Origin of the sequence: Blautia sp. MCC283, assembly GCF_018785565.1 — a bacterium.
GTDB lineage: Bacteria > Bacillota > Clostridia > Lachnospirales > Lachnospiraceae > Blautia_A.
This window is the reverse complement of record NZ_WQQB01000025.1, coordinates 38458-64949: the sequence shown is the minus strand read 5'-3', so window position 1 is coordinate 64949 and position 26492 is coordinate 38458. Positions and strand designations below refer to the sequence as shown.

Below are 26492 nucleotides of genomic sequence, written 5' to 3'. Positions count from 1 at the left end.
TCTGTTCTTTCCATCTTTCACTCCGAGAGCTACAACTTCGCCCATGAGAATCACAACTGTCCATTCTGTTCACCTGCCTTTTTTCTTAAAATATCTTATCAACCCGGCCATTATAACGTTCCCGGCCGGGTTTTGTCAACCGGATTTATGGTTAAATTTATTGTAAATCCGGTTGAAATTTTATGGTTTACAGAGGTGGATGTTTATGCAGCAGCATTTGCGTTGATCGTATCAATGACTTTTTTTATTCCAAGCCAAACACCCATATCTGTAAAAATTTCCGAAATGCTCCCACGATCCGTAAACGGAGATTCCAGCAAAACAGAAAGATCTTTCATCATTCCATTATGAACAATATACTCAATGATCTGATTTACAAAATAAATCTGCCTGCTGTCCAGATTTACATCCTCAAGATACTTTGAAAAAGCTTCCTTTGCTGCATTCATATCAAGACCTACCATTTCTCTGACAAATTCTCCCAATGGCTTTCTGCCAAATTCTGCTTCATAATCCTCTTTTGTACCAAGCTCGCTCCAGAGAATTTTTTCCAGTTCAGCTACATCTTTTTCTGTAAGTGACTGATTCTTTTTCAGCTTAGCTATTACATGGTTATCCTGATGCTGTCGGACATAATATTCTACCCGTACTTTATAATTTTCCAGATCATCGTTTTCCAATTCTGCTTCTTTCCATTTCGTTGAAAGAATTTCGTCTGTAAAATTGGTCATATATTTATTCCTGCTCTTATCCGGAATATACTTCATAAGATCTCTCAGATTTTCCCTGATATTTTCAAATTCATCGATTCCTGCATTTTCCACATAATCTGTATGCAAAATCTGATTGATCAGCTCTGTCTGTGCCTGAATCTCCGGTATATTTGCCACTCCGGCAATTCCGGAAACCTTTTTTAAAAGATCTTTTCGCGCACTTGTATATTTCTTTCCAACCAGAGATGCAAGTTCTATTCCATACATAAGTGCATCAAAACGTACTGCTGTTACTTCATCACTTTCAGGCAAAATCAAGGGTGCAACCTCTTCCCGTACAAGTAAAGTATCTTCATAAGTAAGCATCTGATAGTTCGACTCTTCTGAATATAATTCTACATATTTCAAATGTTGGCGAACTGTAAAACTATCTCTTGGGAGCTCTTTTACTTTTTCAGTCATGTGCTTTACAAGTGCAGTCCTGTACGCAGTTAATTTATCTGTCTGATATTTAATATCCTGAAGCTTGTACGAAATCTCAAACTGAAGATTAAAAACCGCACTTTGCAACGCCATCAGATTCGCACTCACTTTTCCTTTATTCATTCGGAAAAACTCAAAATTTCCACAAAAATCGAAAATGTAAAACTTTTTCTTATCTTCCCCATCCAACAATCCCGGGCATAGTCTTGTTCCTCGCCCGATCATCTGCCAGAATTTTGCTTTACTCATAACTTTCTTAAAGAATACAAGATTAAGAACTTCAGGTACATCAATTCCCGTATCTAACATATCTACAGAAATTGCGATCTGCGGTAGTTTTTTCGGATCTGAAAACTCATCAATTGCACTCTGTGCATATTTCATTCTGTTATCGATCACCATAGCATAATTCTTTAAATGCGGATATTCCTTATTAAAAATCTCAAGGATCTTTTCCGCATGATCATGATTTTTCGCAAAAATAATTGTTTTTCCAATCTTCTGTCCGTATTCAATTTTAATTCCATCTCTCATCAGGACATGAAGAATTTTTTTAATGGTATCTTCGTTAAAAATCCAGGTATTCAATGCAGCCGAATTTATCGCTTCCGGAAGCTTTCCATTTTCGTCTTCAAAAGTATTTTCATAGATTTCTTTATCTGCTTCTGAAAGTTCATCATATACAATTCCCTGATCAATAAATTTCACCCTGGATTCCACCGAAAGATAATCAACCAGATATCCATCCTTAACCGCCTGCGCCAGATCATATCCATAAGTGGGATCTCCGTTTGCCAGTTCAAACACTTCATATGTATTTTTGTCAATCTCATCTTTCGGTGTTGCGGTAAGTCCTACAAGCAGTGCATCAAAATATGTAAAAATATCTTTATATTTATTATAAATGGATCTGTGCGCTTCATCACAAATGATCAGATCAAAATGGCCACTGGTAAAAACTTTTCCTTCTTTGTCATTTATCGTATCAATACAGTTTATCATGGTCTGATATGTGGAGAAAACACATCGCGACATATAATTATTCTTTTCTTCAACCAGATTTGTACAGGAAAAATCCTGCATCCAGTTTACAAAACTTCTTTTCGCCTGTGTTACCAGTGAATTTCTGTCCGCCAGAAAAAGTATATTCTTTACCCAGCCCGCATCAACCAGTACCTTGCACAAAGCCATTACTGTTCTGGTTTTTCCGGAACCTGTGGCCATAACAAGCAGGGCTTTTCTCCGATTCTTTTCATCAAAGCTCTGGCATACTGCTTTTATCGCGGCTTCCTGATAATAGCGGTCTGCTATCTTTTTATCTACAGAAATATTTTGCAGGCTTGTCCGCATACTCAAAAGGTTAAACCATTTCTCCAGATCCTGTTTGGAATAAATAACTGAACATTTTCTTTCCGGATATTGTCCGTCTATGATCCGGGTTTCAAAACCATTGGTAAGGAAAATTACCGGACGTCGTTCATATTTCTTTTCCAGCAGATCTGCGTAAAGTTTCGCCTGCTGCCTACCCTCAGCAATATCCTTGCAGGTACGTTTTGCTTCTATAATTGCCAGAGGTTTATTCATATCATCATAGAGAACATAATCAATACGTCCAATCCCTGATTTATTCGGCATTCCTGTCACAGTCATCTCATTTAACCAGTCTTTTCCCTGTGTCCATCCTGCATCAATGAGCATGGAATCTATGTAAAGTTTTCTGGTTTCATATTCAGACAGATCCAGAGGTTTCGGAACATATGTCTGCTGCTGTTTCTCGTGGCGTGCGGACAGTTCTTCCCTGAGAAAAGTATTTTCTGCCATCAGTTTTTGTAGATCCAGTTCCTGCTGGGCAGTTTTTTCTTGTTCTTTCAGAAGTGTTTCCTTTGCTTTTCTGGCTGTTTCCCTGGATACCTTTGCCTTCTCAATTCTGCCATCAATAATCGATTTGTCAAATGGATGTTCCTGATACTGTTCTCCATAACAATATGCAACGTAATCTAAAAAAATCGACAGATTTTCAAGACAGAGCATCGCTGCATCTCTGCCAGGTTTTTTATTGCTATGTGCCACACTATTTCCACATCTGCGGATATAATCCATCCGTTTCCAAAGATCCGGTCCCACTAACTGTCTGAATTCCTCTGTATTCATCAAAGTGTGAAGGTTATCCTGGTACGGAATCTGCAAACTGTTCTCCACAGAATACAACCATTTCACAGCAAATTCCATAGCCCGCCGGCTGTTAAGAATACTCGCATCCGGATCTGCTAATATGATCTTCTCCGCAGAGATGGCAACATTCGCAAATGCAGAGAATTTTGATTCATTTTTTAAATAATCAAAGTTTGTTACCATTGTGAAACCTCCCTCTTTTACTTCACTTTACATTGCCAATAAATTCATTACCAAATTAACCATAATATCTTTTTCTTTTGGATCTGACTCTGTAATCATCAATTGCTACTAAATTATAATGTTCTACTTGGTACACCTTTCCATCTGAAGCAGTTGTCGCAAAATTTGCGACAACTGAATTATCCAGTTCTTCTTTTAATGCATTATTAATATGTTTACCAATCGTCTTTACGTCTCTTCCAAATAATTTAGCTAGCTGATTCCTATTAAGCCATACGGTATTATTTTTGACAGACACAGTTAATTTTATTTCCTTATCAGCAGTTTCAAATAAGATTATTTCATTTTGCATATTTAACCCCCTTCTGAAAATATACCATTGTAAATTTCATTCCCCTCGCAGTAAGCAATTTCTCTCATGTATCTTCATAAAACATTTCTTTTGCTTTATTTCACTTTCTCGATTGTATCGTGACATATATAATTCCATTTTCTATAAAAGCTGATTGATAAATTTTGATTTGTCTACCTGCTCCTTCATCTCAACAAACTGATTTTGCAATTCCATACTAGGAATATAGACCTTGATACTTTGCAATTCCTGAGCATTGATATTAGCCTGATTAACTGCACCTTTTGCCATTCCTCGAAGAATACTCTTTATTGCTTCTAAGTTCATATATTGAGAAAATATCTCAGGCAACAACTTTTCATTGAGCCTTACTCGTATAATATATCCTGCAATAACCATATCTTCTGGCAAATCAAAAACTGCAGTCTTTCCAACTAATTCAATGCTGTTTGTCCTATTAAAAAGGACATCTCCTTTTCGCACAACACACTTTTCAATTTCATCATCTGAAATATCTATATATTTCAAGTCTTTCAAATCTAAATGTCCATCTGAAGTAAGATTATTCATCCGTAAATATGGATATTTACCTCCTTCAACAGCAGGCTTGCTTGTTCCATATCTTACATCCGTTACAATGTCTCCAACAGCGACCATTTCCCAACCTTTAGGGTTCAAAATTGGATCCCCAAACATCTCGACAAATCGGGCTTTAATAAGGTCATCCAATCTTTTCAATTCCTGTCTGCGTAAACCAATTATTTTTTCTAATCGAGAAAGTATTTCCGCAACCTTATTTTGTGTTGAAAGGTCTGGAACAACCAATTGCAATTTATTTAGTTCCTTTGCAGAAAGATGTTTTACCGTAACAAATGCAGTTCTTCTTTCAATTTCTTTAAGAACTTTCATCATAGCAAAACGAAGATATTCTTCATTTGTTCCTTTTTTAGCAAGCAATCTACAAACTCTCTGGTTTAATAGCGCTCCATCGCATTTCCACCGGGCAATATTAAATTCCCCATCCATTCCCACAAGCAGATCTCCTGATGCCAAAATATATTCTTCAGAGTAACCTCCTGAATAATAAGTCTCTGAATATCCTCTTTTTACATCTCTTATCCGAGCCAAAGGTGGATAACAAGAATTTTCTGTAAAATATGCTGAATCAAATGCATATCCATATTGAATATCGCATATATCAATTAACTTTTTCATTTTTAATTCCCACACAAACCCGAATTTGAATAAAATTCAGCTCATATATTTCTGATGAGATGTTTTGACATTGTTTTGATTCACCATCGCATACTGCATCGTTGTATCAATTTGTGAATGTCCTAATATTTTTTGCACCTGTTCTATTGGCATTCCTTTATCTATTGCTCTGGTTGCCATGGTTCTTCGAAATTTATGGGGATGAATGCGTTCCAAATCAATTCGTCTTCCTAATTCCCTTAAACGAATTTCCACTCCGCTTATTTTTAGCCTGTCATGTGGTGCATCCAGGGTCACAAACAATGCAGAATTATTATCTTTTCGGTAATCAATATATTTTTTTAAATGCACCTTCGCTTTTGCATCAAAATATACACGCCGCTCTTTGTCTCCCTTTCCGTATACAATGCACTCACGCCCTTCCAAATCAATGTCATCAACATTCAGATTTACCAGTTCACCTACTCGTATTCCTGTAGAATATAGCAAATCTATAATTGCCAGATCCCTGATTTCTTTGCAGTTATCCCTGAGTCGTTCAATCCCTTCATCTGTAATAATGCTTTTTACTACCGTTTTAGTTTTAATCTTATGAATCCGTTTCATAGGACTTTTTAAAATATAATCTTCTTCCTCTAACCAGGAGAAAAAGCTGGAAATGTTTCTTCGAATGTTATCCACCGTAACATTTGAGCATTTATTATTTTTTTGATATTCTGCCAGATATGTCCGTATTTCCTCTGTTGTGATCTTCCTTACAGATGTTTCAATATGGGATAGCAAATGCTCTACTGTAACTTTATAATATTGAATGGTTCTTTCTGAACAGCCTTCGATCTTCTTTGCATCCAAAAACATTTTAAGAAAATCTGTATTGGATATTTCCATTTTATCAGCTTCATCCTCTGCACATACTTTTAAGATTACTTCCTGAAGTTTTTTCATTTGTGTAATTGACAGATATTCTGACATTTCATTCAGTATTTTTACTATTTTTTCTTCCATACTGGCATACTCCTTTCAAAATATACCAGCATCCTTCAACCATTTTGTTTATAGCATTTTGTTTTCCCGATACGATTCAAATATATATGACGGATTTTCGTAATATACACTGCTGTTGTAGTCATCAATCTTTGCACTGATAAAGGAATTGTATACTTTTATTAAAGCTTCTATAATCCCAATACCCTCATCTGCAGCGACCATTTTTATCAGCCGCTTATATACTTTTCCAATGTCCCAATGTGATGGAATGCTGTATTTACAATCACCCACATTGTCAAAATCTCCTTCTTTTATTCCTGCTTCTTCGATAAAATCATCACTGACTCTGTCAATGTTATCACAATGATAGACATCTGCCAGGTCATAAATTTTATCAATCCTCTGCTTTCTAAGCTTATTTACAACATCTGCCCGTGTATTCTTTGTTTTCCTGGCAATGTAATCGATCAGGCTGCATGTGTAAAATAAATCATTATCTTTTTTGCTTTCACGTCCTTCTCCTGCCATTTATAGCACCTCACAATCTCTATACTTCAGGCATTTCAATGATTCTTTGGAACAAAATGCTATCTGATGAGTTGGATACTTGAACTTTGCCAGAACCCAGAACTGTTCTCTGGTAATCGTACCGTCCATGTAATCAGAAACAAAATTATAAATCTGATCGTCTGCCATTGCACCGATTACAATATCATATTCATGGTCTTTCCCACTCCGACATGCAATTATAAAATCCAACCATTCTTCTGTCATATCTTTGAATTCTTTTATTTTCAGATTCGATTTTAAACGCACATCATAGACAGATACAACCTTCGTATCATATCTCCTGGCCCATCTTTGAGCCTGTTCTTTTATAATCGTACAGTAAAAACCGGTTCCAAAATCTTTTGTATTACGACCTTTTCTAATTTCCGGTTTCTCTACAGCCTGATATCCACCATGATACACCGTCATTATCGCCATTCAACTTCTCCCCTTTCTAGCCAAAGTATTGTTGCATCAAACTATCGAACAACTTTTGTGTTTCATCCAGTGCTTTTTGCACTTTAACTTTTGATTTGTTGACTTGGTCCAACACTCCCTCAAGTTTCTTCTGCTCAGAAATCGTTGGACAGATAATCTCTATATTCTTCAAACGTTCCTTAGATATGTTTGACATAGATTTCGCTGATCCACCAGAGATACCTTGAATAACCGGCCTAAACTCTCTATTATTGATTAATTGCCACAGGAATATGGGCGTCATTCGCTCGTTTGTGACTAAGCGAAATATCAAATCTGGCATCATAAGTTTTTCTGGTGTTTCGAAAACATAGGCTGCCATTCCAACAAGATCAGGTGTATTCTTTCTTGTAAAAAGCAAATCTCCTCTATGCACTTCGACAGATTCCACAAACTGCTTCTCATCCAAGAGAGCTTTATTTTCATATGGTCTGTAATCCCCATATGTTGCAGCACTTAACTTAAGAATTGCCGGAAATGCGCCTTCTCGTGCATTGCTATCACATGTAAAGCTTTTTCCATTATCAATTCTTTCCAGACATTCCGACAATTTTACAACATCCCATCCTTTCGGATTCTTTATTGGATCACCAAACAACTCGACAAATCGGGCTTTGATGAGATCATCTAACTTCTGTAATTCTTCTTCTCTAAGTTTAATTACTTTGTAAATCTTATCAAGATACTCACATACTTCAATCTGTTTTTTGTGATCAAGCTCAGTTATCTCGTATCTTGATACATAATCATCCACCTTTAGATTATGAAGTCCCGTAGTTTTATTCTCAAATGCTCTTGTTCCACCTCTACGGTAATTTCCATAAAGTGAGTAAAAAATATATTTAGGAAACCACAGTGTTTGATCTTTCACCCGTAATAAACCTGTGAAATTATTAAACAAGTATGTTTTTTCTGGGCCATTAAAATAAACAACTCTACCAACTGGTTGCTTGTCACTTCCACCCGATTTTTCAATAATAACGTCTCCCGGGCGAAGATACTTTTCATCTATATTTTTCTTAATAATTGTTCGCGTAACAACATTTTTATAATCAACAACGCCTTCATTAGTAAAATTGGTCGTTCTAAGAACAGGAATTCCGTTTCCAGTCTCATCGTCAAATCCCCATTCACCAGACATTGCCTTCCCCGTTATCTCAACTAATTTTGCCATTATCTTCCCACACAAACCCGAATTTTCGAATCTGCCATCCTTTCTTCTATAATCCCAACAACCTCTCCAACTCATCCATTTCTTTTCCAATCTCCAGCTCCAGTTCCCGGATATTGGCCATGATTTCTGATGTTGGCGGATATTCCACCGGAGTGTATTCGATTTCTTTATATTTATTAATACTGAGATCATAGTCATTTTCTACAATATCTTTTTTCGGTACCATAAATGACTGGTCTGTTCGTTTCCGTTCTGCTTCTTTATCAAGGTTTTTAAAACGCTCTACAATATCCGGAATGTCATTTTCTGTGACAGGAGTACGTTTATCGTCCAGGCTGAATCCGTCTGCTTCCATATCGTAGAACCATACCTGATCAGTTCCGCCGTGTTCTGTTTTTGTAAAAATAAGGATTGCTGTGGATACTCCTGCATAGGGTTTAAATACACCGGAAGGCATAGATATTACAGCTTCCAGTCTCTGATTTTCAACAATTTCCTTACGGATGGATTTATGTGCCCGTGATGATCCGAAAAGTACACCATCTGGTACAATACAGGCGCATCTTCCTCCAATTTTCATAATCCTCAGGAACAAAGCAAGAAATAAAAGTTCTGTTTTCTTTGTCTTGCAAACTTTAAGAAGATCTCCGGAAACAGATTCTGCATCCAGGCTTCCTTTAAAAGGAGGATTTGCCAGCACAAGAGAATACTGATCTTTATCTGTATTCTGATCAGATAAGCTGTCCCGATACTCAATATAAGGATTTTCTATTCCGTGAGTCATCATATTCATAGCTCCAATACGAAGCATGGTACGGTCCATATCGTACCCATGGAACATATGATTCATGTAATGATCTTTTTTCTGCTTATCATAAAAAATTTCTTCTTTTCTTTTTTCTTTCAGATATTCTCCTGCTGCAACCAGAAATCCGGAGGTTCCACATGCCGGATCACAGATAACCTCATCACTGGACGGATCCATCATCTCAACCATCATCCGGATAATATGTCTTGGTGTACGGAACTGTCCATTCCGTCCGGACTGAGCTATTTTTGAAAGAAGATATTCATATACATCTCCTCTGACATCTGCTGTCTGGATTTCATTCATAAGTTTGTAAATTTCATCCAGAGAATCCACCACTTTGGATAAAAGGAGTGGTGTCGGAAGCTTAAATATCGCATCGTCCATATATTTGGAATATGCACTGTTTTTATCATTATGAAGATTTTTTATAAACGGAAATACCCATTCCTGCATGATCATATACATTCTGTCTGCCGGAAAATCATGGAATACGGACCATTTCAGCTGACTTCCGTCAATTGTTCTCTCACCTATTTTTACTTCTCCGGAAAAAATACTCTGAAATGTCAAGCCAAGCATTGCACTTTCTCTTGCACGCATATTATCGGAATCATCCAGATCATGAATAAACATCAGGTATGTAATCTGTTCGATTACTTCCAGTGGATTGACAAGTCCTCCTGCCGCAAATATATCCCATAAACCATCTATTTTGTTTTTTAATTCACCAGTGATCATTTTTTATCTCCCATCTATCGTTCATTATTCCAGGTATATTTCGTATACCTGCCGCCGCCGATTTTTAAAATTTTTTCTGCTGTCAGTAATTCTGCCAGTGTTCTCTGTATCGTTACCACACTGATATCCGGACATTTTTCTGCGATTTCCTTTTTTGTAATTGTACCCGGAGTATTTTTTATAATCTCTTCTATTCGCTCCGGTTTTGATATATTCTGCGTTATCAGCAATTTTATTCTTGAAGAAAACTCTCTGTATGCTCCTGCGATAACGCCAAGCATATATTTTACAAATGGTATATAATCATTCTTATTCTCATACCAGTTCTCAGAACTTTCCCTTAAACATTCATAGTATAATTCCTTTGAATTTTCTATCATTCTCTCGATACTGATATATTTTCCCACAATATAGCCGGATCTGTACAAAAGTAACAGTGTAAGTAAACGGCTCATTCTTCCATTGCCGTCATTAAACGGATGTATGCATAGGAAATCCAGAATAAACATCGGAATCAAAAGAAGTGGATCTATTTCTCCTGTTGCCATTGCCTCTTCAAATGCTCTGCATAGTTCTTCCATTGCTTCCGGTGTTTCCCAGGCCGGTACTGGTTTAAACCGTATTTTTTTTATTCCCTGAGAATCTTCTTCCTCAATGACATTATCTACAGTTTTATATTTCCCTCCAATATTGTAGCTTTCAAATTTATACAAATCTCTGTGAAGCTGTAAAATAATCGCAGACTTTGGCGGGATATGGTCATGGCTTTCATGAATTGTATTCAATACATCTCTGTATCCGGCAATTTCCTGTTCATTTCTTGTCCTTGGCCTTGTTTTATCTTTTACCAATTCCCGCAATCTGCTGTCTGATGTATAAATACCTTCTATTTTATTGGAACTTTCCGTACTTTGAATTTTAGCGATTTCAACTAATCGTATAAGAGTATCTGCTTTGGCCTCAATAAAAAGAGTGTGTTCTCCTTTAAATTCATGTATCTGTGTCAGATAAGATACAATTTCAGGAGTCAACAGACTTTTCCACTTTTCCCGATAATCAAACTGTCTCATATATTTTTCATCACCTTCTTTATAACTCTTTTTGGATTTTATTTACTTCAAGTATATAAATCAATTTTATCATTGTCAACTTTAATTTGATCATTTTCTCAAGAATGATTAAATTGAAAGTGAAATGATAAAATTAAAAAGCCCAACAATAAATGCTTCTGCACGGATTTTCAGCATTTACTGTCGGACTTTTATCCTTTTTTTATTCCTTTTTGAAATATATCACAATATCATATTGTAGAGCAAAAGATTATTCTGCGTGGTCTTTCAGGTACTCTGCACGTCCCTCTTCGTAAAGGTTATTTCCCTCGCTGTCAATGATGACTACAAGCGGCATGTCTTCCACATAAAGCTTGCGGAGTGCTTCTGCTCCAAGGTCTTCGTAAGCGATAAGCTCTGCTTTTTTGATGCATTTTGCAAGAAGTGCACCTGCACCGCCGATGGCTCCGAAATATACGCCGTCATATTTTTTCATTGCATCTACGACTTCCGGAAGGCGGGCACCTTTTCCGATCATTCCTCTGGCGCCTACGGACATCATAGTCGGTGCATAGGCATCCATACGGCCGCTGGTTGTAGGGCCTGCGGAGCCGATGACTTCGCCTGGTTTTGCCGGGGTCGGACCTACATAGTAAATGGTAGCATCTGTAGGGTCAAAAGGGATCTTTTCTCCTTTTGCAAGTGCCTCGCACATTCTCTTGTGACCTGCGTCACGGGATGTATAGATGGTTCCTGTCAGTAAAACCTGGTCGCCTGCATGGAGAGTTCTTGCCAGCTCTCTTGTCAGAGGCAGTGTGATCTTTCTTCTTTCCATATTAAAGCACCTCCGTTTTATGACGTGTTACATGGCAGTTGATGTTCACTGCACATGGCATACCTGCGATATGGGTAGGCATAGTCTCAATATTCAGTCCGATGGCTGTAGTCTTTCCACCAAAGCCCTGTGGGCCGATGCCAAGCTTGTTGATCTTTTCCAGCATCTCTTTTTCAAGGTCTGCATAGTAAGGATCCGGATTTTCTGTGTTCAGAGGACGCATCAGCGCTTTCTTTGCGAGAAGTGCACATTTGTCAAAAGTTCCTCCGATACCAACGCCAACTACCATAGGCGGACATGGGTTCGGGCCTGCAGTCTCTACAACCTCAAGAATAAAATCCTTGATTCCCTGAAGACCTGCGGATGGTTTGAACATACGGATCTGGCTCATGTTCTCGCTTCCGAAACCTTTTGGTCCTACAGTAACTTTTACCTGATCTCCGGGAACGATCTCTGTGTAGATCATTGCCGGTGTATTATCGCCTGTATTTCCACGACGGACAGGATCTTTGACAACGGATTTTCTGAGGTAACCTTTGTCATATCCGCGGCGTACGCCTTCATTGACAGCCTCATTCAGATCTCCGCCTGTAAAATGGACATCCTGACCAATTTCCAGGAATACACATGCCATTCCTGTATCCTGACAGATCGGAACATTCTCGCTGTCCGCAATATCAAAATTCTCGATAATGTTGTCAAGGACACCTTTTGCGATCTCGCCGTCCTCGCAGGCACGGCAGGTTTTGATGGCATCTTTCACATCTTCCGGAAGATGCTCATTGGCTTCGATACAGAGTTTTTCGATGACATCTGTAAGTCTGCTTACTTCGATTTCTCTCATAATAGACCCCTTTCGCTTATCTCATATGTTTTCTACTATAATAGCACATTTTCAGCGCTCGTGACGAGCATATTTAGGCAAAAGCATAGGAGATACTTCTCCTGTGTCGATTCCTGCGTTTTTCAGATCCTCTTCATATTTTTTGATATGATCCAGATTCATGGTTCCAAGCTCTACCTCTTTGCATTTGGCAGCCGCTTTTTTACCTGCATTTCGTCCGAATACGATCACGTCAAGAAGAGAATTTCCCATCAGTCGGTTTCTTCCGTGGATTCCGCCTGCTGCCTCTCCTGCAACCAGAAGGTTCGGGATTTCTTTTGTAAAGCCGTCTCCGTTGATCTCAAGTCCGCCGTTCTGATAATGAAGGGTCGGGTAGATCACGATCGGGACTTTTCTCATATCAATGCCGTAATTCATGTACATACGGAACATGGCAGGGATCCTCTTTTCGATAGTTCCCTCACCGCCCAGGATCTCGATCATCGGAGTATCCAGCCATACACCTTTTCGTCCACCTGGAACTTCCACGCCACGGCCTTCCTCACACTCGCGGATAACACCGGAAGCATTTACGTCACGGGTTTCCAGCGGATGGATATAAGCTTCTCCGTTTGCATTTACAAGCTGTGCACCAACGGAACGAACCTTCTCTGTTACCAGGGCACCAAGGATCTGTGACGGATAGATCGCACCTGTTGGATGATACTGGATAGAATCCTGGTAAAGAAGGGAAGCGCCTGCTCTGTATCCAAGTACGAGTCCGTCAGCAGTTGCTCCGTAGTGATTGGAGGTCGGGAATCCCTGGTAATGCATTCTTCCTGCACCACCGGTTGCAATTACGACTGTTTTTGCTCTTGCAACGGAATAGTCTCCGGTTTCCATGTTAAGAAGAACTGCGCCGGATACCTGTCCCTTTTCATCCTTCAGAAGCTCCACGGCGGAGGTAAATTCCACTACCGGGATCTTAAGATTTAAGACCTCATCACGGATAGTACGCATGATCTCTGATCCGGAATAATCCTTTGCAGCATGCATTCTCTTTCTGGAGGTACCGCCGCCATGTGTAGTGACCATGGTTCCGTCTTCTGCTTTATCAAACTCAACACCAAGGTCGTTGAGCCATTTGATCGCATCCGGGGCTTCCATTACCAGTCTTTTTACCAGCTCCGGTTTTGCGGCAAAATGTCCGCCTCCAAAGCAGTCCAGATAATGCTGTACCGGGGAATCATTTTCTTTATCTGCTGCCTGGATCCCGCCTTCTGCCATCATAGTGTTGGCATCACCGATACGGAGTTTTGTAACGATCATAACGTTGGCACCTGCGTTGTGAGCCTCGATGGCACAGGAAGAGCCTGCTCCGCCACCGCCGATGATCAGTACATCTACATCATAATCGATTTTTGTAAGATCGATTTTTTCGTTGAGCAGACGGCTTTCTGAATGGAGCATTTTTGTCAGTTCCAGTGGTGCTTTCTGTCCCTTGTTCGGTCCTACCTTGATCTCTGCAAATGCATCCGGGTTATAATCCGGATGGAATTTTTTGAGAAGAGCATCTTTCTCATCTGCACTCAGACGTCTTGGCTCTGTTGCCATACGCTCTGCTCTTGTAGCCTCTACCTTTTTGATGGATTCCATCATATTTTCTGGATATGGTGCATACATGTTTTACGCCCTCCTACTTCTCGATTTCTCTGCTGTTGTAAAGTTCCTGCATCTCTGTGATGGGTTTCTGCATGATCTGCTCAATCATGTCATCAAATTTACCTTCGTGGATCTCTTCCACACGTTTCTCCAGATGCTCACTTTTTGGTGCGATGTATTTGCCTGTGAGACGTCTTGCCAGAAGGCCTACCATCGGATGGGAAATTCCTGCTGGACATCTTACGGAACAGCAGCCGCAGCTTACACAGTCAAAGGATTCCTCTGCACATTTTTCAAGCTCGCCTCTCTGCGCATATGCAATATACTGCATGACATTTAAGTCCTGTGTACAGGCCTTTGTGCAGGCATTGCATCCGATGCAGCTGTAGATCTCCGGATAAAGCTCCATCATTACCTGCTGGTTCGGCTTAAGATCTTCTATATTATAAAGTCTCTTGTCTGTAGGGAAGAACGGGATACTTGCCACATACATTCCCTCCTGCACCTGTGTCTGACAGGCGAGACAGGTTTTCAGCTCATTCTGTCCCTTGATCCTGTAGATGGTCGCGCAGGCACCGCAGAATCCGTGTCTGCAGCCGCATCCTCTTTTTAATGTATAACCGGCATATTCCATAGCTGTCATAATGGTCAGATCACCGGGAACGCTGTATTTTTTACCGAAAAAATATACGTTTACCATATTATTTTCCATTTGAGATTACCAGTCCTTTCTTTTGCTTATCAGTACTCACTAGGCAATTCATCTATTTCATCGCACCGGAATACCGGGCCGTCTTTGCAGACGTATTTGTCTCCGATGTTGCAGCGGCCGCATTTTCCGACACCGCATTTCATACGAAGCTCCAGTGTGGTGTATACCTGATCTCTGGAGAAGCCCAGTTCTTCCAGTCCTGCCAGAACAAATTTGATCATGATAGGCGGGCCGCAGACCAGAGCGGTCTTATTGGTATCAAAACCAATCTCCTTCAGATAATTCGGAACAAATCCTACATGACCGTCCCAGCCTTCCTGCTCGCGGTCAATGGTAAGATATACATTTACACCTTCTGTTTTCATCCATACTTCCTGGATTTCCTTAAGCTGCACCAGATCATCTGCGGAACGGGAACCATAGAGAATATCTACTGTTCCGTAATCCTCACGGTTATCCAGCACATAATTGATCACGGAACGGAGAGGTGCCAGACCGATTCCACCTGCGATAAACAGGAGATTTTTTCCCTTTAACTTATCTTCCACCGGAAAATGATTTCCGTATGGTCCGCGTACTGCGATCTCATCTCCAACCTGAAGGCTGTGGAGATGATCGGTAAGGGATCCGCATTTTTTGATACTGAATTCCTGATAATCCTTTACAGTAGGAGAAGAAGTAATGGAAAACATACCTTCACTGACGCCTGGTGCACAGACCATGGCACACTGTCCTGGCATATGCTCGAAAAGCTTTCCACCCTCCGGAGCTTCCACACGGAAGGTTTTTACATCCGGTGTCTCCTGACGGATATCTGTGATCACGCCAACCTTGGGGATCAGCGTATCCAGTGTATAATTTTTATGACAGGTACATTCACTCATTCTTTTCACCTCCCTGTTTTTCAAAGGCCTTGATGACTTTTACGATATTTAAAGATTCCGGACATTTCTCCACGCAGCGGCCGCAGCCAACACAGGAGAACATGCCGTCATTATTTAACGGATAATAAACAAGCTTATGCATAAATCTCTGACGGAATCTCTGCATCTGGCTGGTACGGTTGTTTCCGTGAGCCATCATGGTAAAATCAGAGTACATGCAGGAATCCCAGCAGCGGTAACGGTGAACACCGTGCCCTGTGTCGTAATCCTTAATGTCATAGCACTGACAGGTCGGACATACGAAGGTACAGGTTCCGCAGGCAAGACAAGGCTTGTACAGTTTCTCCCATACAGGAGAATTGAAACGGTCCATGTATTCTTCCTGCGCCCATCCTTCCAGTGAAAGATGTGTATATGGAAGAAGCTCGATAATACCACGGATTGCCTTCTTCTCCTCTTCTACCTTTGTCTCATCAGCATCTGCCAAAAGCTCCTTCACAGCTTCTGTCAGAGCATTTCCTTTTTCTGTGAGAGGCTTCCAGAAAAGTTCTCCCTCGATGATCCAGGCTGCAACATCTGCTTCCGGATCTGCGGCATCAATACCAAATACTTTACAGAAGCAGCTTTCCTCCGGTTCATGACAGGCAAGAGCTACGATAGTTCCATGTTCTCTTCTTGCCTGGTAAAAAGTATCCACCGGATCCCCAAGGAATACCTTGTCGAGAACCTTCACACCCTGTACATCACAGGCTCTCATTCCGAATACAACAAAATTCTGGTCTTTCAGTGCCTGAGGCTCAATGCTGATATTTTTTCCGTCTTTTTTACAGGTATAGAGATTTTCACTCTGCGGAAAGAAAGCATCCTTCGGTGATTTCACGGTTTTCAGTGTTTCAAGGGAAACTTCTGCATCCTCACTCCATGCCTTGAAGTTCACCTGTTCACTTACCTTTACCGGTAAATATAATTCCTGGTCTGCGGCAATTTTCCGGAATAATGCCGGCAGATTTTCTACTGCGATCTTATACATACATTATCCCCTTTCTGCCACGATCCCTGGCTCTACATCCTCAAAGGTAAAGCTGGTAAGCGGACCCTTTGACTCCGCATCCTCGCCTGCCTGATACTCACCGTAAAACGCATCAATATCCTTGATAAACTTACGGTTAAACAGATGAAGGGGAATTCCCTGCGGGCAAACTCTGCTACACTCGCCACAGTCCGTACATCTTCCGGCTACATGGAAGGCACGGATCACATGGAACATCTTTTCCTCAAAGGAATCCACATTTGCCTTCTGGGCGCTGTCGAACTTGTTGCTGTCAAAAACGCATTTGCGGCAGCTGCAGGCCGGACATACATTACGGCAGGCATTACAGCGGATACATTTACTCAGCTCGCTCTGCCAGAATGCAAATTTTTCTTCCGGACTCATTGCCTCGATCCGCTCAACTTCTGCGAAACGGTCAGCGTCCTTTGTCTCCTTTGACTCACCGATCAGTTCATCGTAAATTTTATGCTCTTTTCCTTTACATACATGGCAGCGTTCCAGCATGGCATCTTTGTATGCACAGGTTTTTTCTCCGTAAACAGTATCCACAGTCAATGTCTCAGCATCTCCGGTAATCTCTGCTCCGGAAATTCCCCGGATACCCTTGATCCCCATTTTTCGGATCTTTTCAATATCCAGCTTTCCTTTACAGCCAACACCTACGATATAGGCTTTTTCTCTATCTACACGATGCTCTTTCAAAAGCTGGTTAAAGCTATATGTATCGCAGGGCTTCAGACAGACCATGGTTTTTCCTTCCAGCTTGGAAGCTTCGATCATATATTTGCTTAAATTGGCACCGCAGAATCCATCATAGACAAAATCCTTCAGAGATTCCGGTGTCTCAAAATAGGCCGGTTCCGGATTAAAGGCAAGATCTCCGGCTTTCCACCCAAGAACCCGGGCTACCGTGCCATCTGCAAGCAGTTCTTTTGCACGTTTTATCAGCTCCTGCATCTTATATCCTCCAATCTCACGTTTTTACCAAGTGAATGGATCTTTTCAACAAACTCATTCATAGTCTGTGAAAATTTCACGCCCTCTGCGGCAGATACCCATTCCACACGTGTTCTTCCGTTTTCCACACCAATATAATCCAGCATTGAAAACAGAAGTGTCATACGTCTTCTTGCATAATAGTTTCCGGTACTGTAATGACAGTCTCCCGGATGGCATCCGCACATGATCACACCATCGGCTCCTTTTTCAAAGGCACGGAGGATGAACATGGGATTGACACGGCAGGAACATGGAACACGGATGATCTTTACATCCGCCGGATAGCTCAAACGGCTGCTTCCTGCAAGGTCTGCTCCGGCGTAGCTGCACCAGTTACAGCAGAATGCCACGATCTTTGGTCTGAATTCTTCCTTTGTTTCTATCGACATATTGCATCCACCTCCGCGATAATCTGTCTGTTGGAGAAGCCCTGAAGGTCCATGGCTCCTGACGGGCAGGCTACTGTGCAGGCACCGCAGCCCTGGCAAAGTGCTGTATTGACAACCGCAACTCTTCTTGTCTCACGGATACCGTGATCGTTGACCTGTTTCTCCTCATAGGAAATCGCTCCGTAAGGACATACATTTGCACAGGTAGAGCATCCGTTACAGAGAAGCTCGTCGGATTTTGCCGTACATGGATTGGTTGTCAGCTTGTCCTTTGCAAGAAGTCCTATAGCCTTTACAGCCGCAGCTCCTGCCTGGGCAACTGTCTCCGGGATATCCTTTGGTCCCTGGCATACACCGGAAAGGAAAATTCCTGCTGTCGGTGATTCTACAGGACGAAGCTTTGCATGGGCTTCTGTAAGGAAATTGTTGGTGTCAATACTTGCAGTAAGCATGGTAGCGATCTTACGTACATCCGGATTCGGCTCAATGGCTGTTGCAAGAACTACCATATCTGCTTTCTTGAAAATCTGCTTATTGTCAAGAAGATCCGAGCCCTGAACAAGAAGTGTTCCATCCGGCTGCGGGATCACTTTTCCTACCTGACCTTTGATGTAGTTTACGTTATACTGCTCAACTGCTCTTCTGTAAAACTCATCGAAGTTTTTACCAGGTGTACGGACATCAATATAAAATACCGTCACATTGGTATCCGGATATTTATCACGGATCAGCATGGCATGCTTAGCTGTGTACATACAGCAGATCTTGGAACAGTATGGCTTTCCACGGTCATCGGAGCAACGGCTTCCAACACACTGGATAAATACGATCTCCTTCGGTGCTTTTCCATCGGAAAGGCGCTCAAGATGTCCTTTTGTAGGTCCTGCAGCATTCATGATACGCTCCAGCTCCAGAGATGTGATCACATCCTTGCTCTGGCTGTATGCGTATTCATCATATTTGTCAAGCTTGATGGTATCAAATCCGGTTGCCACCACGATTGCTCCGTATTTCTGTGTTACGATCTCATCCTGCTGATCGTAATCAATGGCTCCTGCCTGACATACTTTGGAGCAGACACCACATTTACCTGTCTTGAATTTCAGGCAATTCTCCCGGTCGATCACCGGAACATTTGGGATGGCCTGGGCAAACGGAGTATAAATAGCTGTCCGGTTGTTCAGTCCTCTGTTGAATTCGTTAGGGATCTTTTTGGACGGACATTTCTCCTGGCAGACACCGCAGCCTGTACATTTGTCCATGTTGACACTACGTGCTTTTTTGCGGATATCAACAGTGAAATCTCCTACGAAACCAGAAACCTTTTCCACTTCACTGTATGTATAGATATTGATCTTTTCGTGAGCTGCAGCCTCCACCATTTTCGGGGTAAGGATACATGCGGAACAGTCCAGAGTAGGGAAGGTTTTGTCAAGCTGTGACATTCTTCCGCCGATACTTGGTGTTTTTTCCACAATATCAACTTCATAGCCTGCGTCAGCAATATCAAGAGCTGTCTGGATTCCGGCGATACCGCCTCCGATGATCAGTGCTCTCTTTGTAACGCGGCTTTCTCCCGGCTGAAGAGGAGCATTTAAATTGACTTTTGCTACTGCTGCTCTTGCAAGGATCACGGCCTTCTCCGTAGCCTCCTGCATATCCTTGTGGATCCAGGAACAGTGCTCACGGATGTTTGCGATCTCCACCATGTATGGATTCAGGCCTGCTTTTTCCGCTGCTTTGCGGAAAGTTGCCTCATGCATACGCGGGGAGCAGGAACAGACAACCACACCTGTGAGATTTTTTTCACGGATGGCTTCCTGAATTCTGGACTGACCTGCCTCGGAACACATATACTGGTAATCCTCGGCGTGTACAACACCCGGCTCTTTCGCTATGACTTCCACAACTTTTTTTACGTCTACCGTAGCGGCAATATTACTTCCGCAGTGACAGACAAATACACCGATTCTCTGCACGTTCTCACCTCCTGTATCTTCTGAATGCACTTACCAGCAGCTGCTGAGGAAGATCCGGATCAAGAAGCTCCGGAATTTCATTTGGTGAAAGATAGTCTCCGCCTTTTTCCCGAACAACCAACTGTCTTGCCCCGTCAATGATCTTTCCGGGTTTTACGTCTCGCGGACAGCGCTCCACACAGGCAAAACAGGAAAGACATTTCCACAGGGATGCTGAATTTACAAGTGCTTCGATATTTTCATTGATCACGTAGGACACAAACTGATGAGGCTTGATATCCATCTCGTCAAAGGATGGGCAGGTAGCAGAGCATTTGCCACACTTCATACATTTCAGAGGATTGGTCCCGCTGATCTCCTTTATTTTTTCCGCAGCAGAATGGTTATCTCTCATTTTGCCACCTCCTCTTTGACGCCAAGGGCTTCTGCCAGAAGCTCTGTAAAATAGTAAACCGGCATTTTATTTCCGGAATTTTTATTCAGATTGTATTTGCAGAGCGGACAGGCAGTGATCAGCATATCTGCGCCAAAGCCTGCTGCGCTTTCTTCAATCTTTTCACACATATTCTGTGACATTTCTTTTTCTTTCAGGGATATATATCCTCCACAGCATTCATTTCTGTAAGGATAGATCACAGGCTCAGCGCCAAGGGCACGGATAAAATCCTCCATGATCCTTGGATTTTCCGGATCATCAAATGCCATGATCTTTCCAGGTCTCAGAAGCAGACAGCCGTAATAGGCTCCGATCTTCTTTCCGGTAAGAGGATTTACTACTTTTTCTTTCAGTTTATCAAAACCGACTCTGTCCCGGAGAACCTCCAGATAATGGAGAACGGTTGTCTCTCCTTCATAGGGAGCTTCCAACTGCATATAATTGTTGGCTCTGGTCCGGATATCTTCCACATTTTTCATATCATCATTGACACGCTTGATCACATGATGACAGGCTGAACAGATCGTCACCAGATCCTGGCCTTTTTCTTTTGCCTGGTTTAACGCACGGACGGAAGAAAGCTTTGTGGCGATCTCGTCTGTGCCAAGCGGATAAACACCACCGCAGCACTGCCAATCCTCGATCTCCTCAAGCTCAAACCCAAGGGCTGTGGCACTGGCTCTGGCATACTCATCCAGATCTTTGGCCTTTGTTCTCAGGGTGCAACCCGGATAATAACTGTACTTCATACTTTTCATTATCCTTTCTTAGTCTAAAATCTGACGGTTTAAATGCATCTTTTTTATCTAAATATTGTTTATTTTTTAACAATATATACATAAAAAAAGGAAACCTGACTAACACTTACTTGAGAATTTTTCTTAAAAGTGCTCAAATAAAAGAGGTAAAACACTCTTCCTCCGCAATTAAGAAGTGTATTAGCTCGATTTCTTAAACCATCATAACACGATATTCTTATTTCTACAAGTCATTTCCAGTAATTTCTTGTGTTTTTTTTAACACACTTTTGAAAATTCTTCTCATTACTGACACGGTGTTGTAATTTCCTGTGGCATAAAAAAGCTCCGGATCTCTCCGAAGCTTTTTTCAATCAGTAAATAATGATCGGGTATCCCGCATCAATCGTCTCATAGATCAGTGCCGCCTGATCCTTTGGCAGGTTGATACATCCGTGGCTTCCGTTGGTCTTATACCGGTTTCCTCCAAAAGAGGACTGCCAGGAAGCATCATGGAGTCCCTGTCCGTAGACAAAAGGCATCCAGTAATTGACTTTTACATCATATCCATATTCCGCGCTGGTCAGATTAAAAGGACTTGCCTTATAGGCAATGGGCCATGCACCACGGTATGTTTCCCGGCCCTTCACCGGTTTTCCGCTGACAATATCCGTTTCTGTCACAAGGTTTCCATCTTTATAAAGCCACAGATGCTGGGCATCCAGGCTGACTTCTATGTAGCTGCCTGCAAGATCGTCAGTTCCGTTTCTCTGATAACCGGTTTTGCTGTAAACGGGATCACGGGTAACTGCAGTACCACTTTTCAGATCTTCCACAAGCTGTGCGTACTCTCCGTCCTGGTCGATCCGGTATCCATACTCATTCCCCTCAATGGTCACGTCCGTTCCCGTTGAGGTATGGAAAGTACGGGGAACATAAATGGTATTGTATTTGTTGGCAAGATCGCTGATATAGGTTTTGATGGCATCTTCATCCAGAGTCAGGGTCTCACCTTCCGCTTTCAGCCAGGAACTGATGGTGTCTGCATCCAGCACAACCGTTTCACTTCCAAATGTGTATGTAACTGTAGTACTCCGGTATTTTTTCAGCTGACTGTTCAGACTTGTAACTTTATTTTCCATATCTTCTGTTGCTGTCACTGCCGGGCTGATATATACATGTTTGTTCAACGGGATTGTGATTGTATCTCCAAGAAGAGCTGTATCAAATGCCGCATTCAGATTTGTGTCCACGGTGGTCTCCAGTTTATCCGGATCAATCTCCGTGCCCTGTACCTGTTTCACAAGGATGAATTCTTTTTTCTCCTCATTGTACTGAATGGATGCATCGGTGGAAGATTTTCTTTCTTCCGTTCCGAAATTGGAAAGATCCAGAGCCTGTTTTTCCTGCTCCTCATCTTCCTCCATCTGGCATTCCAGATTTACGTTTTCTTCCTTTGGAAAAATCTTCCGGTTCTCTTCTCTCTGTTTCTGAAGGTCTGTAAGCTTATTCAGAAGATCTTCCTCATTGAGGCTGTACCCCAGATCTTTGAGCGTCATGCTGTAAACCTCCTTGTCATTTTCCTGAAAAGATACCGGCCGGTTTTCAAATTCCGCAGCAATTTTTTCTTCTGCCTGCTTTGCGTCCAGCCTGGAAACCTCCACTCCCCACACGGAAATTTTCCGGCCCAGTGTGTTGTGATCTGCCATGTATGTGTAGCTAAATAACCCGGCCACAGCCAGGATTGCTGCGGCAATACAGATCCCAAGTATGATCTTCAGTGTCTTTTTACTGATGGTTGATTTTTTCTCCATACCCTTATCCCTCGAGTCTTATGTATTATATGTTATGTTGTCACATTGGCTGTTATTATAATACAACGAATCCCCCTCTTCTGTAAAAATAATTTATCCAGGATCCGCCTGAACCGGTAAAAAAAGACAGACTGCCACTCCTCGCGAAAATCTGTCCTTTCATACGTTTCTTTTTTATGTTTCTGTCAGCAGTATTTCCGAACGGATCTTCTGCTGCTTATTCCGGCATTACGATCTTACCTGCGATCGCACAGGCTGCTGCAGTTTTCGGAGATGCCAGATAGATCTGAACCTTGGAAGTTCCCATACGTCCCAGGAAATTACGGTTGTTGGTTGCCACAACCTTCTCCCCGTCTGTCAGAATTCCGCCGGTTCTTCCACAGCAAAGTCCGCATCCCGGATGTGTGATGATGGCACCTGCCTCAGCAAGCGTATCCAGAATACCAAGTTCAATGGCCTGACGGTAGATCTTGCGGCTTGCAGGAGTTACGATCAGTTTTACAAAGTCTGCAACTTTTTTGCCCTTCAGGACTTCTGCTGCTGCCATCAGATCTTCCAGACGTCCGTTTGTACAGGAACCGATAAATACCTGATCGATGGTCTCACCCTGAAGCTCGCTGACATCACGGATCTTGTCCACCTGTGACGGACAAGCCATAACCGGTACAAAATCCTCTGCCTTATAAGTCATGGTCTTCATATAAACGGCATCCTCATCGCCTACAAGACTCTTCTGGAACTCATCAAGCTCTGTCTCACAGTAAGCGGCAGTCTTCTCATCCGGTGTGAAAAGTGCACATTTTGCACCTGCCTCGATCGCCATGTTTGCCATGGTCATACGACTTGCCACAGACATGTTCTCAATGGTGCTTCCGGAAAATTCCAGTGCACGATAAGTTGCACCATCTGCACGAAGGTCGCCAATCAGGCGGAGGATGATATCCTTGGACATCACATTCTCCGGAAGTTCTCCGTCGATCACAACTTTAATGGTTTCCGGAACTTTGATCCACATGGTTCCTGTTCCCAGGATGCTGGCCATCTCTGTATATCCGATACCGGAAGAAAATGCACCGACACATCCGTAAGTGGTAGTGTGGCTATCTGTACCAAATACGATATTGCCAGGTTTTACGTAACCGGCCTCTGTCATCAACTGGTGGCAGATACCGTCACTTCTGTGCACGTTTTTCATACCATATTTGGCTGCAAAAGCATCTCCCACATGGAAATGTCTGGTGTCGTCCTGCTGGCTTGCAGGTACAAGATGGTCATAGATCAGAACAACTTTGTCCGGATCCCAGAGTTTCTGAAAGCCCATCTCCTCGAATTTGTCCGCTACAAACGGAATAAAGATATCATGGATCATCACTCTGTCAACATTGACCGTCACGATATCGCCAGGCTTTACTGCTTTGCCTGTGTTATGTCTGATAATTTTCTCAATGATCGTCTCACCCATTATTTCTCTCCTTTCCGTCTTAGTCCAGACCGTTCAGTTTGCGCATGGCTTTTACAAGTCCGCCAGCCTGAATAATATCCATCAGATTCTCCGGAAGAGAAGCAATCGGGTACTGTTTTCCGTTATGGTCTACATGCTCGTTCATCACAACTGTAACTTCATCTCCCTCTTTCACATTGTCGTGAAGATCCGGCTGTTCGATAAGAAGAAGGCCGTTGTTGATGGAGTTGCGGAAAAAGATCCGGGCAAAAGATTTCGCAATAACACACTGTACGCCCAGTGCTTTAATGATCTCCGGTGCCTGCTCTCTGGAGGAACCGCAGCCGAAGTTCTTTCCTGCTACAATAATGTCACCTTTCTGGATCTGTCCTGCCAGCTCCGGGCGAAGGGGACTGAATCCGTACTGTTTCATATCGTCAATGGTTTTCAGCGCCAGATACTCGGTCGGAATGATGATATCGGTGTCAATATCATCGCCCAGTACCCACACTTTTCCTGTAAATGCTTCCATATGTATATTCTCCTGTTTATTCCTGAATATCTTTTCTGAGGTTTTTATACTCTGTCTGCAGTTGCGATCTCACCTGCAATGGCAGATGCGGTAACCGTTGCCGCAGATCCCAGATAAACCTTGGAGCTCGGATGTCCGGCACGTCCCTTGAAGTTACGTGTTCCGGTGCTGATAAGAACCTCGTTCTCACCGATCACACCCTGGCAGCTTCCCCAGCATACACTGCAGTTCGGGTTCATCACAATAGCGCCTGCTTCCATGAAGATATCGATCAGGCCTTCTTTTAATGCCTGGCGGTAGATGGTCTGGCTTGCAGGAACGACCAGGAAACGAACGCCTTCTGCAACTTTTTTACCCTTGATCACCTCTGCGCCTACACGGAGGTCTTCAATACGGCCGTTGTTACAGGAGCCAAGAAATGCCTCGTTGATCTTGATGCCGCAGGTTTCCTCAGCCGGAACTACATTGTCAACGAAGTCCGGTTTCGCTACAACCGGGCGTACTTTGGAAAGATCGAAGGTGTACTCTCTTGCGTAAACAGCATCCGGATCGCTGTGATATACAGCTTTTGGTTCACGGCCATGCTCTTTCAGATATTCCAGAGCCTTGTCATCTGCCTCAAAGATTCCGGTCTTCGCACCGGCCTCAACAGCCATGTTGCAGAGAGCCATACGGTCGCTGATGCTTAATGTTTTGGCGCCTTCGCCGGTAAACTCCATTGCCTGATAATTACATCCGTTTGCTCCGATCTCTCCGATAATGGTAAGGATCAGATCTCTTGCATAAACACCCTCAGGAAGTTTCCCTGTCAGGTTGAATTTCACAGTTTCCGGTACCATAACCCAGGAAGTTCCGGTTACCATTCCATAAAGAAAGTCTGTACATCCTACACCGGTACCGAAAGCGCCAAGTGCTCCATAAGAACAGGTATGGCTGTCTGCACCAAAGATCAGCTGTCCCGGACGGACATAATTCTCGATCATGATCTGATGACACACGCCTTTTCCTTCCCAGAAATCAATGTTGTTCTCTCTTGCAAAATCTCTCATTTTTTTCTGGGACGCTGCTGTTTTCGGGCTGTCAGACGGTACGTTGTGGTCTACGATAAATACCAGTTTCTTTGTGTCTGCGATATGTGGATTTTTTAATTTGTTGTTGTACATGTCAACAGTCAGATGTGTGGTTCCGTCATTGCTCATCAGATGATCCAGCTGGACCGTATAGATATCTCCAGGTTTTACGCTGTCCACACCGGCTGCTGCCGCGATGATTTTTTCTGCGATCGTCATTCCCAT

The 26492-nt window shown here is 42.3% G+C and carries 24 protein-coding genes; all 24 read right to left on the bottom strand.

Going from position 1 to position 26492, the window contains the following annotated elements:
• Positions 1-203: 203 nt before the first annotated feature.
• A complete protein-coding gene (locus GPK81_RS08570; RefSeq protein ID WP_174096183.1) occupies positions 204-3551 on the bottom strand; it encodes a DEAD/DEAH box helicase family protein in 3348 nt (1115 codons plus the stop codon).
• A gap of 55 nt (positions 3552-3606) precedes the next feature.
• Positions 3607-3903: a hypothetical protein gene (locus tag GPK81_RS08565; protein WP_174096182.1), complete on the bottom strand. Its 297-nt coding sequence runs from the start codon at positions 3901-3903 to the stop codon at positions 3607-3609.
• A 141-nt stretch (positions 3904-4044) separates the two neighbouring features.
• A complete protein-coding gene (locus GPK81_RS08560) occupies positions 4045-5118 on the bottom strand; it encodes a restriction endonuclease subunit S (protein ID WP_215706888.1) in 1074 nt (357 codons plus the stop codon).
• Positions 5119-5154: 36 nt separating this feature from the next.
• The gene (xerA, locus tag GPK81_RS08555) at positions 5155-6123 is read right to left on the bottom strand and encodes a site-specific tyrosine recombinase/integron integrase (protein ID WP_174096166.1); all 969 of its coding nucleotides are present in this window, start codon (positions 6121-6123) and stop codon (positions 5155-5157) included.
• 48 nt (positions 6124-6171) lie between these two features.
• Positions 6172-6633: a hypothetical protein gene (locus GPK81_RS08550; RefSeq protein ID WP_174096165.1), complete on the bottom strand. Its 462-nt coding sequence runs from the start codon at positions 6631-6633 to the stop codon at positions 6172-6174.
• The gene (locus GPK81_RS08545) at positions 6634-7092 is read right to left on the bottom strand and encodes a DUF3990 domain-containing protein (protein WP_118064813.1); all 459 of its coding nucleotides are present in this window, start codon (positions 7090-7092) and stop codon (positions 6634-6636) included.
• 16 nt (positions 7093-7108) lie between these two features.
• Complete coding sequence (locus GPK81_RS08540) at positions 7109-8305, bottom strand: restriction endonuclease subunit S (protein ID WP_215706887.1); 1197 nt, start codon at positions 8303-8305, stop codon at positions 7109-7111.
• Positions 8306-8351: 46 nt separating this feature from the next.
• A complete protein-coding gene (locus tag GPK81_RS08535) occupies positions 8352-9854 on the bottom strand; it encodes a class I SAM-dependent DNA methyltransferase (RefSeq protein WP_174096163.1) in 1503 nt (500 codons plus the stop codon).
• Between the two features lie 14 nt (positions 9855-9868).
• Positions 9869-10924, bottom strand: a complete 1056-nt coding sequence (locus GPK81_RS08530; protein WP_174096162.1) for a Fic family protein — start codon at positions 10922-10924, stop codon at positions 9869-9871.
• Positions 10925-11174: 250 nt separating this feature from the next.
• Positions 11175-11738, bottom strand: coding sequence for a Fe-S-containing hydro-lyase (locus GPK81_RS08525; RefSeq protein WP_022426051.1), 564 nt, complete (start codon positions 11736-11738; stop codon positions 11175-11177).
• A gap of 1 nt (position 11739) precedes the next feature.
• The gene (locus GPK81_RS08520) at positions 11740-12582 is read right to left on the bottom strand and encodes a fumarate hydratase (protein WP_021978204.1); all 843 of its coding nucleotides are present in this window, start codon (positions 12580-12582) and stop codon (positions 11740-11742) included.
• Between the two features lie 51 nt (positions 12583-12633).
• Positions 12634-14244, bottom strand: coding sequence for an FAD-dependent oxidoreductase (locus tag GPK81_RS08515; protein ID WP_021978205.1), 1611 nt, complete (start codon positions 14242-14244; stop codon positions 12634-12636).
• Between the two features lie 13 nt (positions 14245-14257).
• The gene (locus tag GPK81_RS08510; RefSeq protein ID WP_118071417.1) at positions 14258-14935 is read right to left on the bottom strand and encodes a 2Fe-2S iron-sulfur cluster-binding protein; all 678 of its coding nucleotides are present in this window, start codon (positions 14933-14935) and stop codon (positions 14258-14260) included.
• Between the two features lie 29 nt (positions 14936-14964).
• Positions 14965-15819 carry an FAD/NAD(P)-binding protein gene (locus GPK81_RS08505; RefSeq protein ID WP_021652991.1) on the bottom strand — a complete coding sequence of 285 codons (855 nt, stop codon included), beginning with the start codon at positions 15817-15819 and terminating at the stop codon, positions 14965-14967.
• Complete coding sequence (locus tag GPK81_RS08500; RefSeq protein WP_059085576.1) at positions 15812-16849, bottom strand: 4Fe-4S dicluster domain-containing protein; 1038 nt, start codon at positions 16847-16849, stop codon at positions 15812-15814. The genes GPK81_RS08505 and GPK81_RS08500 overlap by 8 nt, the downstream gene beginning before the upstream one ends.
• Positions 16850-16852: 3 nt before the next feature.
• A complete protein-coding gene (locus GPK81_RS08495) occupies positions 16853-17827 on the bottom strand; it encodes a 4Fe-4S dicluster domain-containing protein (RefSeq protein ID WP_215706886.1) in 975 nt (324 codons plus the stop codon).
• Entirely contained in the window at positions 17815-18258 is a 444-nt protein-coding gene (locus GPK81_RS08490; RefSeq protein WP_015524686.1) for a hydrogenase iron-sulfur subunit, read from the bottom strand. The genes GPK81_RS08495 and GPK81_RS08490 overlap by 13 nt, the downstream gene beginning before the upstream one ends.
• On the bottom strand, positions 18249-20237 hold the full coding sequence (locus GPK81_RS08485) for a 4Fe-4S binding protein (RefSeq protein ID WP_215706885.1): 1989 nt from the start codon (positions 20235-20237) through the stop codon (positions 18249-18251). Before GPK81_RS08485 ends, GPK81_RS08490 begins: the two co-directional genes overlap by 10 nt.
• A 4-nt stretch (positions 20238-20241) precedes the next feature.
• Positions 20242-20631, bottom strand: a complete 390-nt coding sequence (locus tag GPK81_RS08480) for a 4Fe-4S dicluster domain-containing protein (protein ID WP_215706884.1) — start codon at positions 20629-20631, stop codon at positions 20242-20244.
• Positions 20628-21422 (bottom strand): CoB--CoM heterodisulfide reductase iron-sulfur subunit B family protein, encoded by a 795-nt coding sequence (locus GPK81_RS08475; RefSeq protein ID WP_215706883.1) that lies wholly within the window; start codon positions 21420-21422, stop codon positions 20628-20630. Before GPK81_RS08475 ends, GPK81_RS08480 begins: the two co-directional genes overlap by 4 nt.
• A 362-nt stretch (positions 21423-21784) precedes the next feature.
• Positions 21785-23224, bottom strand: coding sequence for a L,D-transpeptidase family protein (locus tag GPK81_RS08470; protein ID WP_215706882.1), 1440 nt, complete (start codon positions 23222-23224; stop codon positions 21785-21787).
• A gap of 217 nt (positions 23225-23441) precedes the next feature.
• Positions 23442-24686 (bottom strand): 3-isopropylmalate dehydratase large subunit, encoded by a 1245-nt coding sequence (locus GPK81_RS08465; RefSeq protein ID WP_021652999.1) that lies wholly within the window; start codon positions 24684-24686, stop codon positions 23442-23444.
• 19 nt (positions 24687-24705) lie between these two features.
• The gene (locus tag GPK81_RS08460; protein ID WP_021653000.1) at positions 24706-25197 is read right to left on the bottom strand and encodes a LeuD/DmdB family oxidoreductase small subunit; all 492 of its coding nucleotides are present in this window, start codon (positions 25195-25197) and stop codon (positions 24706-24708) included.
• A gap of 44 nt (positions 25198-25241) precedes the next feature.
• Complete coding sequence (locus GPK81_RS08455) at positions 25242-26492, bottom strand: 3-isopropylmalate dehydratase large subunit (RefSeq protein ID WP_118071372.1); 1251 nt, start codon at positions 26490-26492, stop codon at positions 25242-25244.

Excerpts from the sequence above, each read along its gene's own strand:
- GPK81_RS08570 (WP_174096183.1), bottom strand. The coding sequence starts at position 3,551 with ATGGTAACAAACTTTGATTATTTAAAAAATGAATCAAAATTCTCTGCA.
- GPK81_RS08565 (WP_174096182.1), bottom strand. The coding sequence starts at position 3,903 with ATGCAAAATGAAATAATCTTATTTGAAACTGCTGATAAGGAAATAAAA.
- GPK81_RS08560 (WP_215706888.1), bottom strand. The coding sequence starts at position 5,118 with ATGAAAAAGTTAATTGATATATGCGATATTCAATATGGATATGCATTT.
- xerA (WP_174096166.1), bottom strand. The coding sequence starts at position 6,123 with ATGGAAGAAAAAATAGTAAAAATACTGAATGAAATGTCAGAATATCTG.
- GPK81_RS08550 (WP_174096165.1), bottom strand. The coding sequence starts at position 6,633 with ATGGCAGGAGAAGGACGTGAAAGCAAAAAAGATAATGATTTATTTTAC.
- GPK81_RS08545 (WP_118064813.1), bottom strand. The coding sequence starts at position 7,092 with ATGGCGATAATGACGGTGTATCATGGTGGATATCAGGCTGTAGAGAAA.
- GPK81_RS08540 (WP_215706887.1), bottom strand. The coding sequence starts at position 8,305 with ATGGCAAAATTAGTTGAGATAACGGGGAAGGCAATGTCTGGTGAATGG.
- GPK81_RS08535 (WP_174096163.1), bottom strand. The coding sequence starts at position 9,854 with ATGATCACTGGTGAATTAAAAAACAAAATAGATGGTTTATGGGATATA.
- GPK81_RS08530 (WP_174096162.1), bottom strand. The coding sequence starts at position 10,924 with ATGAGACAGTTTGATTATCGGGAAAAGTGGAAAAGTCTGTTGACTCCT.
- GPK81_RS08525 (WP_022426051.1), bottom strand. The coding sequence starts at position 11,738 with ATGGAAAGAAGAAAGATCACACTGCCTCTGACAAGAGAGCTGGCAAGA.
- GPK81_RS08520 (WP_021978204.1), bottom strand. The coding sequence starts at position 12,582 with ATGAGAGAAATCGAAGTAAGCAGACTTACAGATGTCATCGAAAAACTC.
- GPK81_RS08515 (WP_021978205.1), bottom strand. The coding sequence starts at position 14,244 with ATGTATGCACCATATCCAGAAAATATGATGGAATCCATCAAAAAGGTA.
- GPK81_RS08510 (WP_118071417.1), bottom strand. The coding sequence starts at position 14,935 with ATGGAAAATAATATGGTAAACGTATATTTTTTCGGTAAAAAATACAGC.
- GPK81_RS08505 (WP_021652991.1), bottom strand. The coding sequence starts at position 15,819 with ATGAGTGAATGTACCTGTCATAAAAATTATACACTGGATACGCTGATC.
- GPK81_RS08500 (WP_059085576.1), bottom strand. The coding sequence starts at position 16,849 with ATGTATAAGATCGCAGTAGAAAATCTGCCGGCATTATTCCGGAAAATT.
- GPK81_RS08495 (WP_215706886.1), bottom strand. The coding sequence starts at position 17,827 with ATGCAGGAGCTGATAAAACGTGCAAAAGAACTGCTTGCAGATGGCACG.
- GPK81_RS08490 (WP_015524686.1), bottom strand. The coding sequence starts at position 18,258 with ATGTCGATAGAAACAAAGGAAGAATTCAGACCAAAGATCGTGGCATTC.
- GPK81_RS08480 (WP_215706884.1), bottom strand. The coding sequence starts at position 20,631 with ATGAGAGATAACCATTCTGCTGCGGAAAAAATAAAGGAGATCAGCGGG.
- GPK81_RS08475 (WP_215706883.1), bottom strand. The coding sequence starts at position 21,422 with ATGAAGTACAGTTATTATCCGGGTTGCACCCTGAGAACAAAGGCCAAA.
- GPK81_RS08470 (WP_215706882.1), bottom strand. The coding sequence starts at position 23,224 with ATGGAGAAAAAATCAACCATCAGTAAAAAGACACTGAAGATCATACTT.
- GPK81_RS08465 (WP_021652999.1), bottom strand. The coding sequence starts at position 24,686 with ATGGGTGAGACGATCATTGAGAAAATTATCAGACATAACACAGGCAAA.
- GPK81_RS08460 (WP_021653000.1), bottom strand. The coding sequence starts at position 25,197 with ATGGAAGCATTTACAGGAAAAGTGTGGGTACTGGGCGATGATATTGAC.
- GPK81_RS08455 (WP_118071372.1), bottom strand. The coding sequence starts at position 26,492 with ATGGGAATGACGATCGCAGAAAAAATCATCGCGGCAGCAGCCGGTGTG.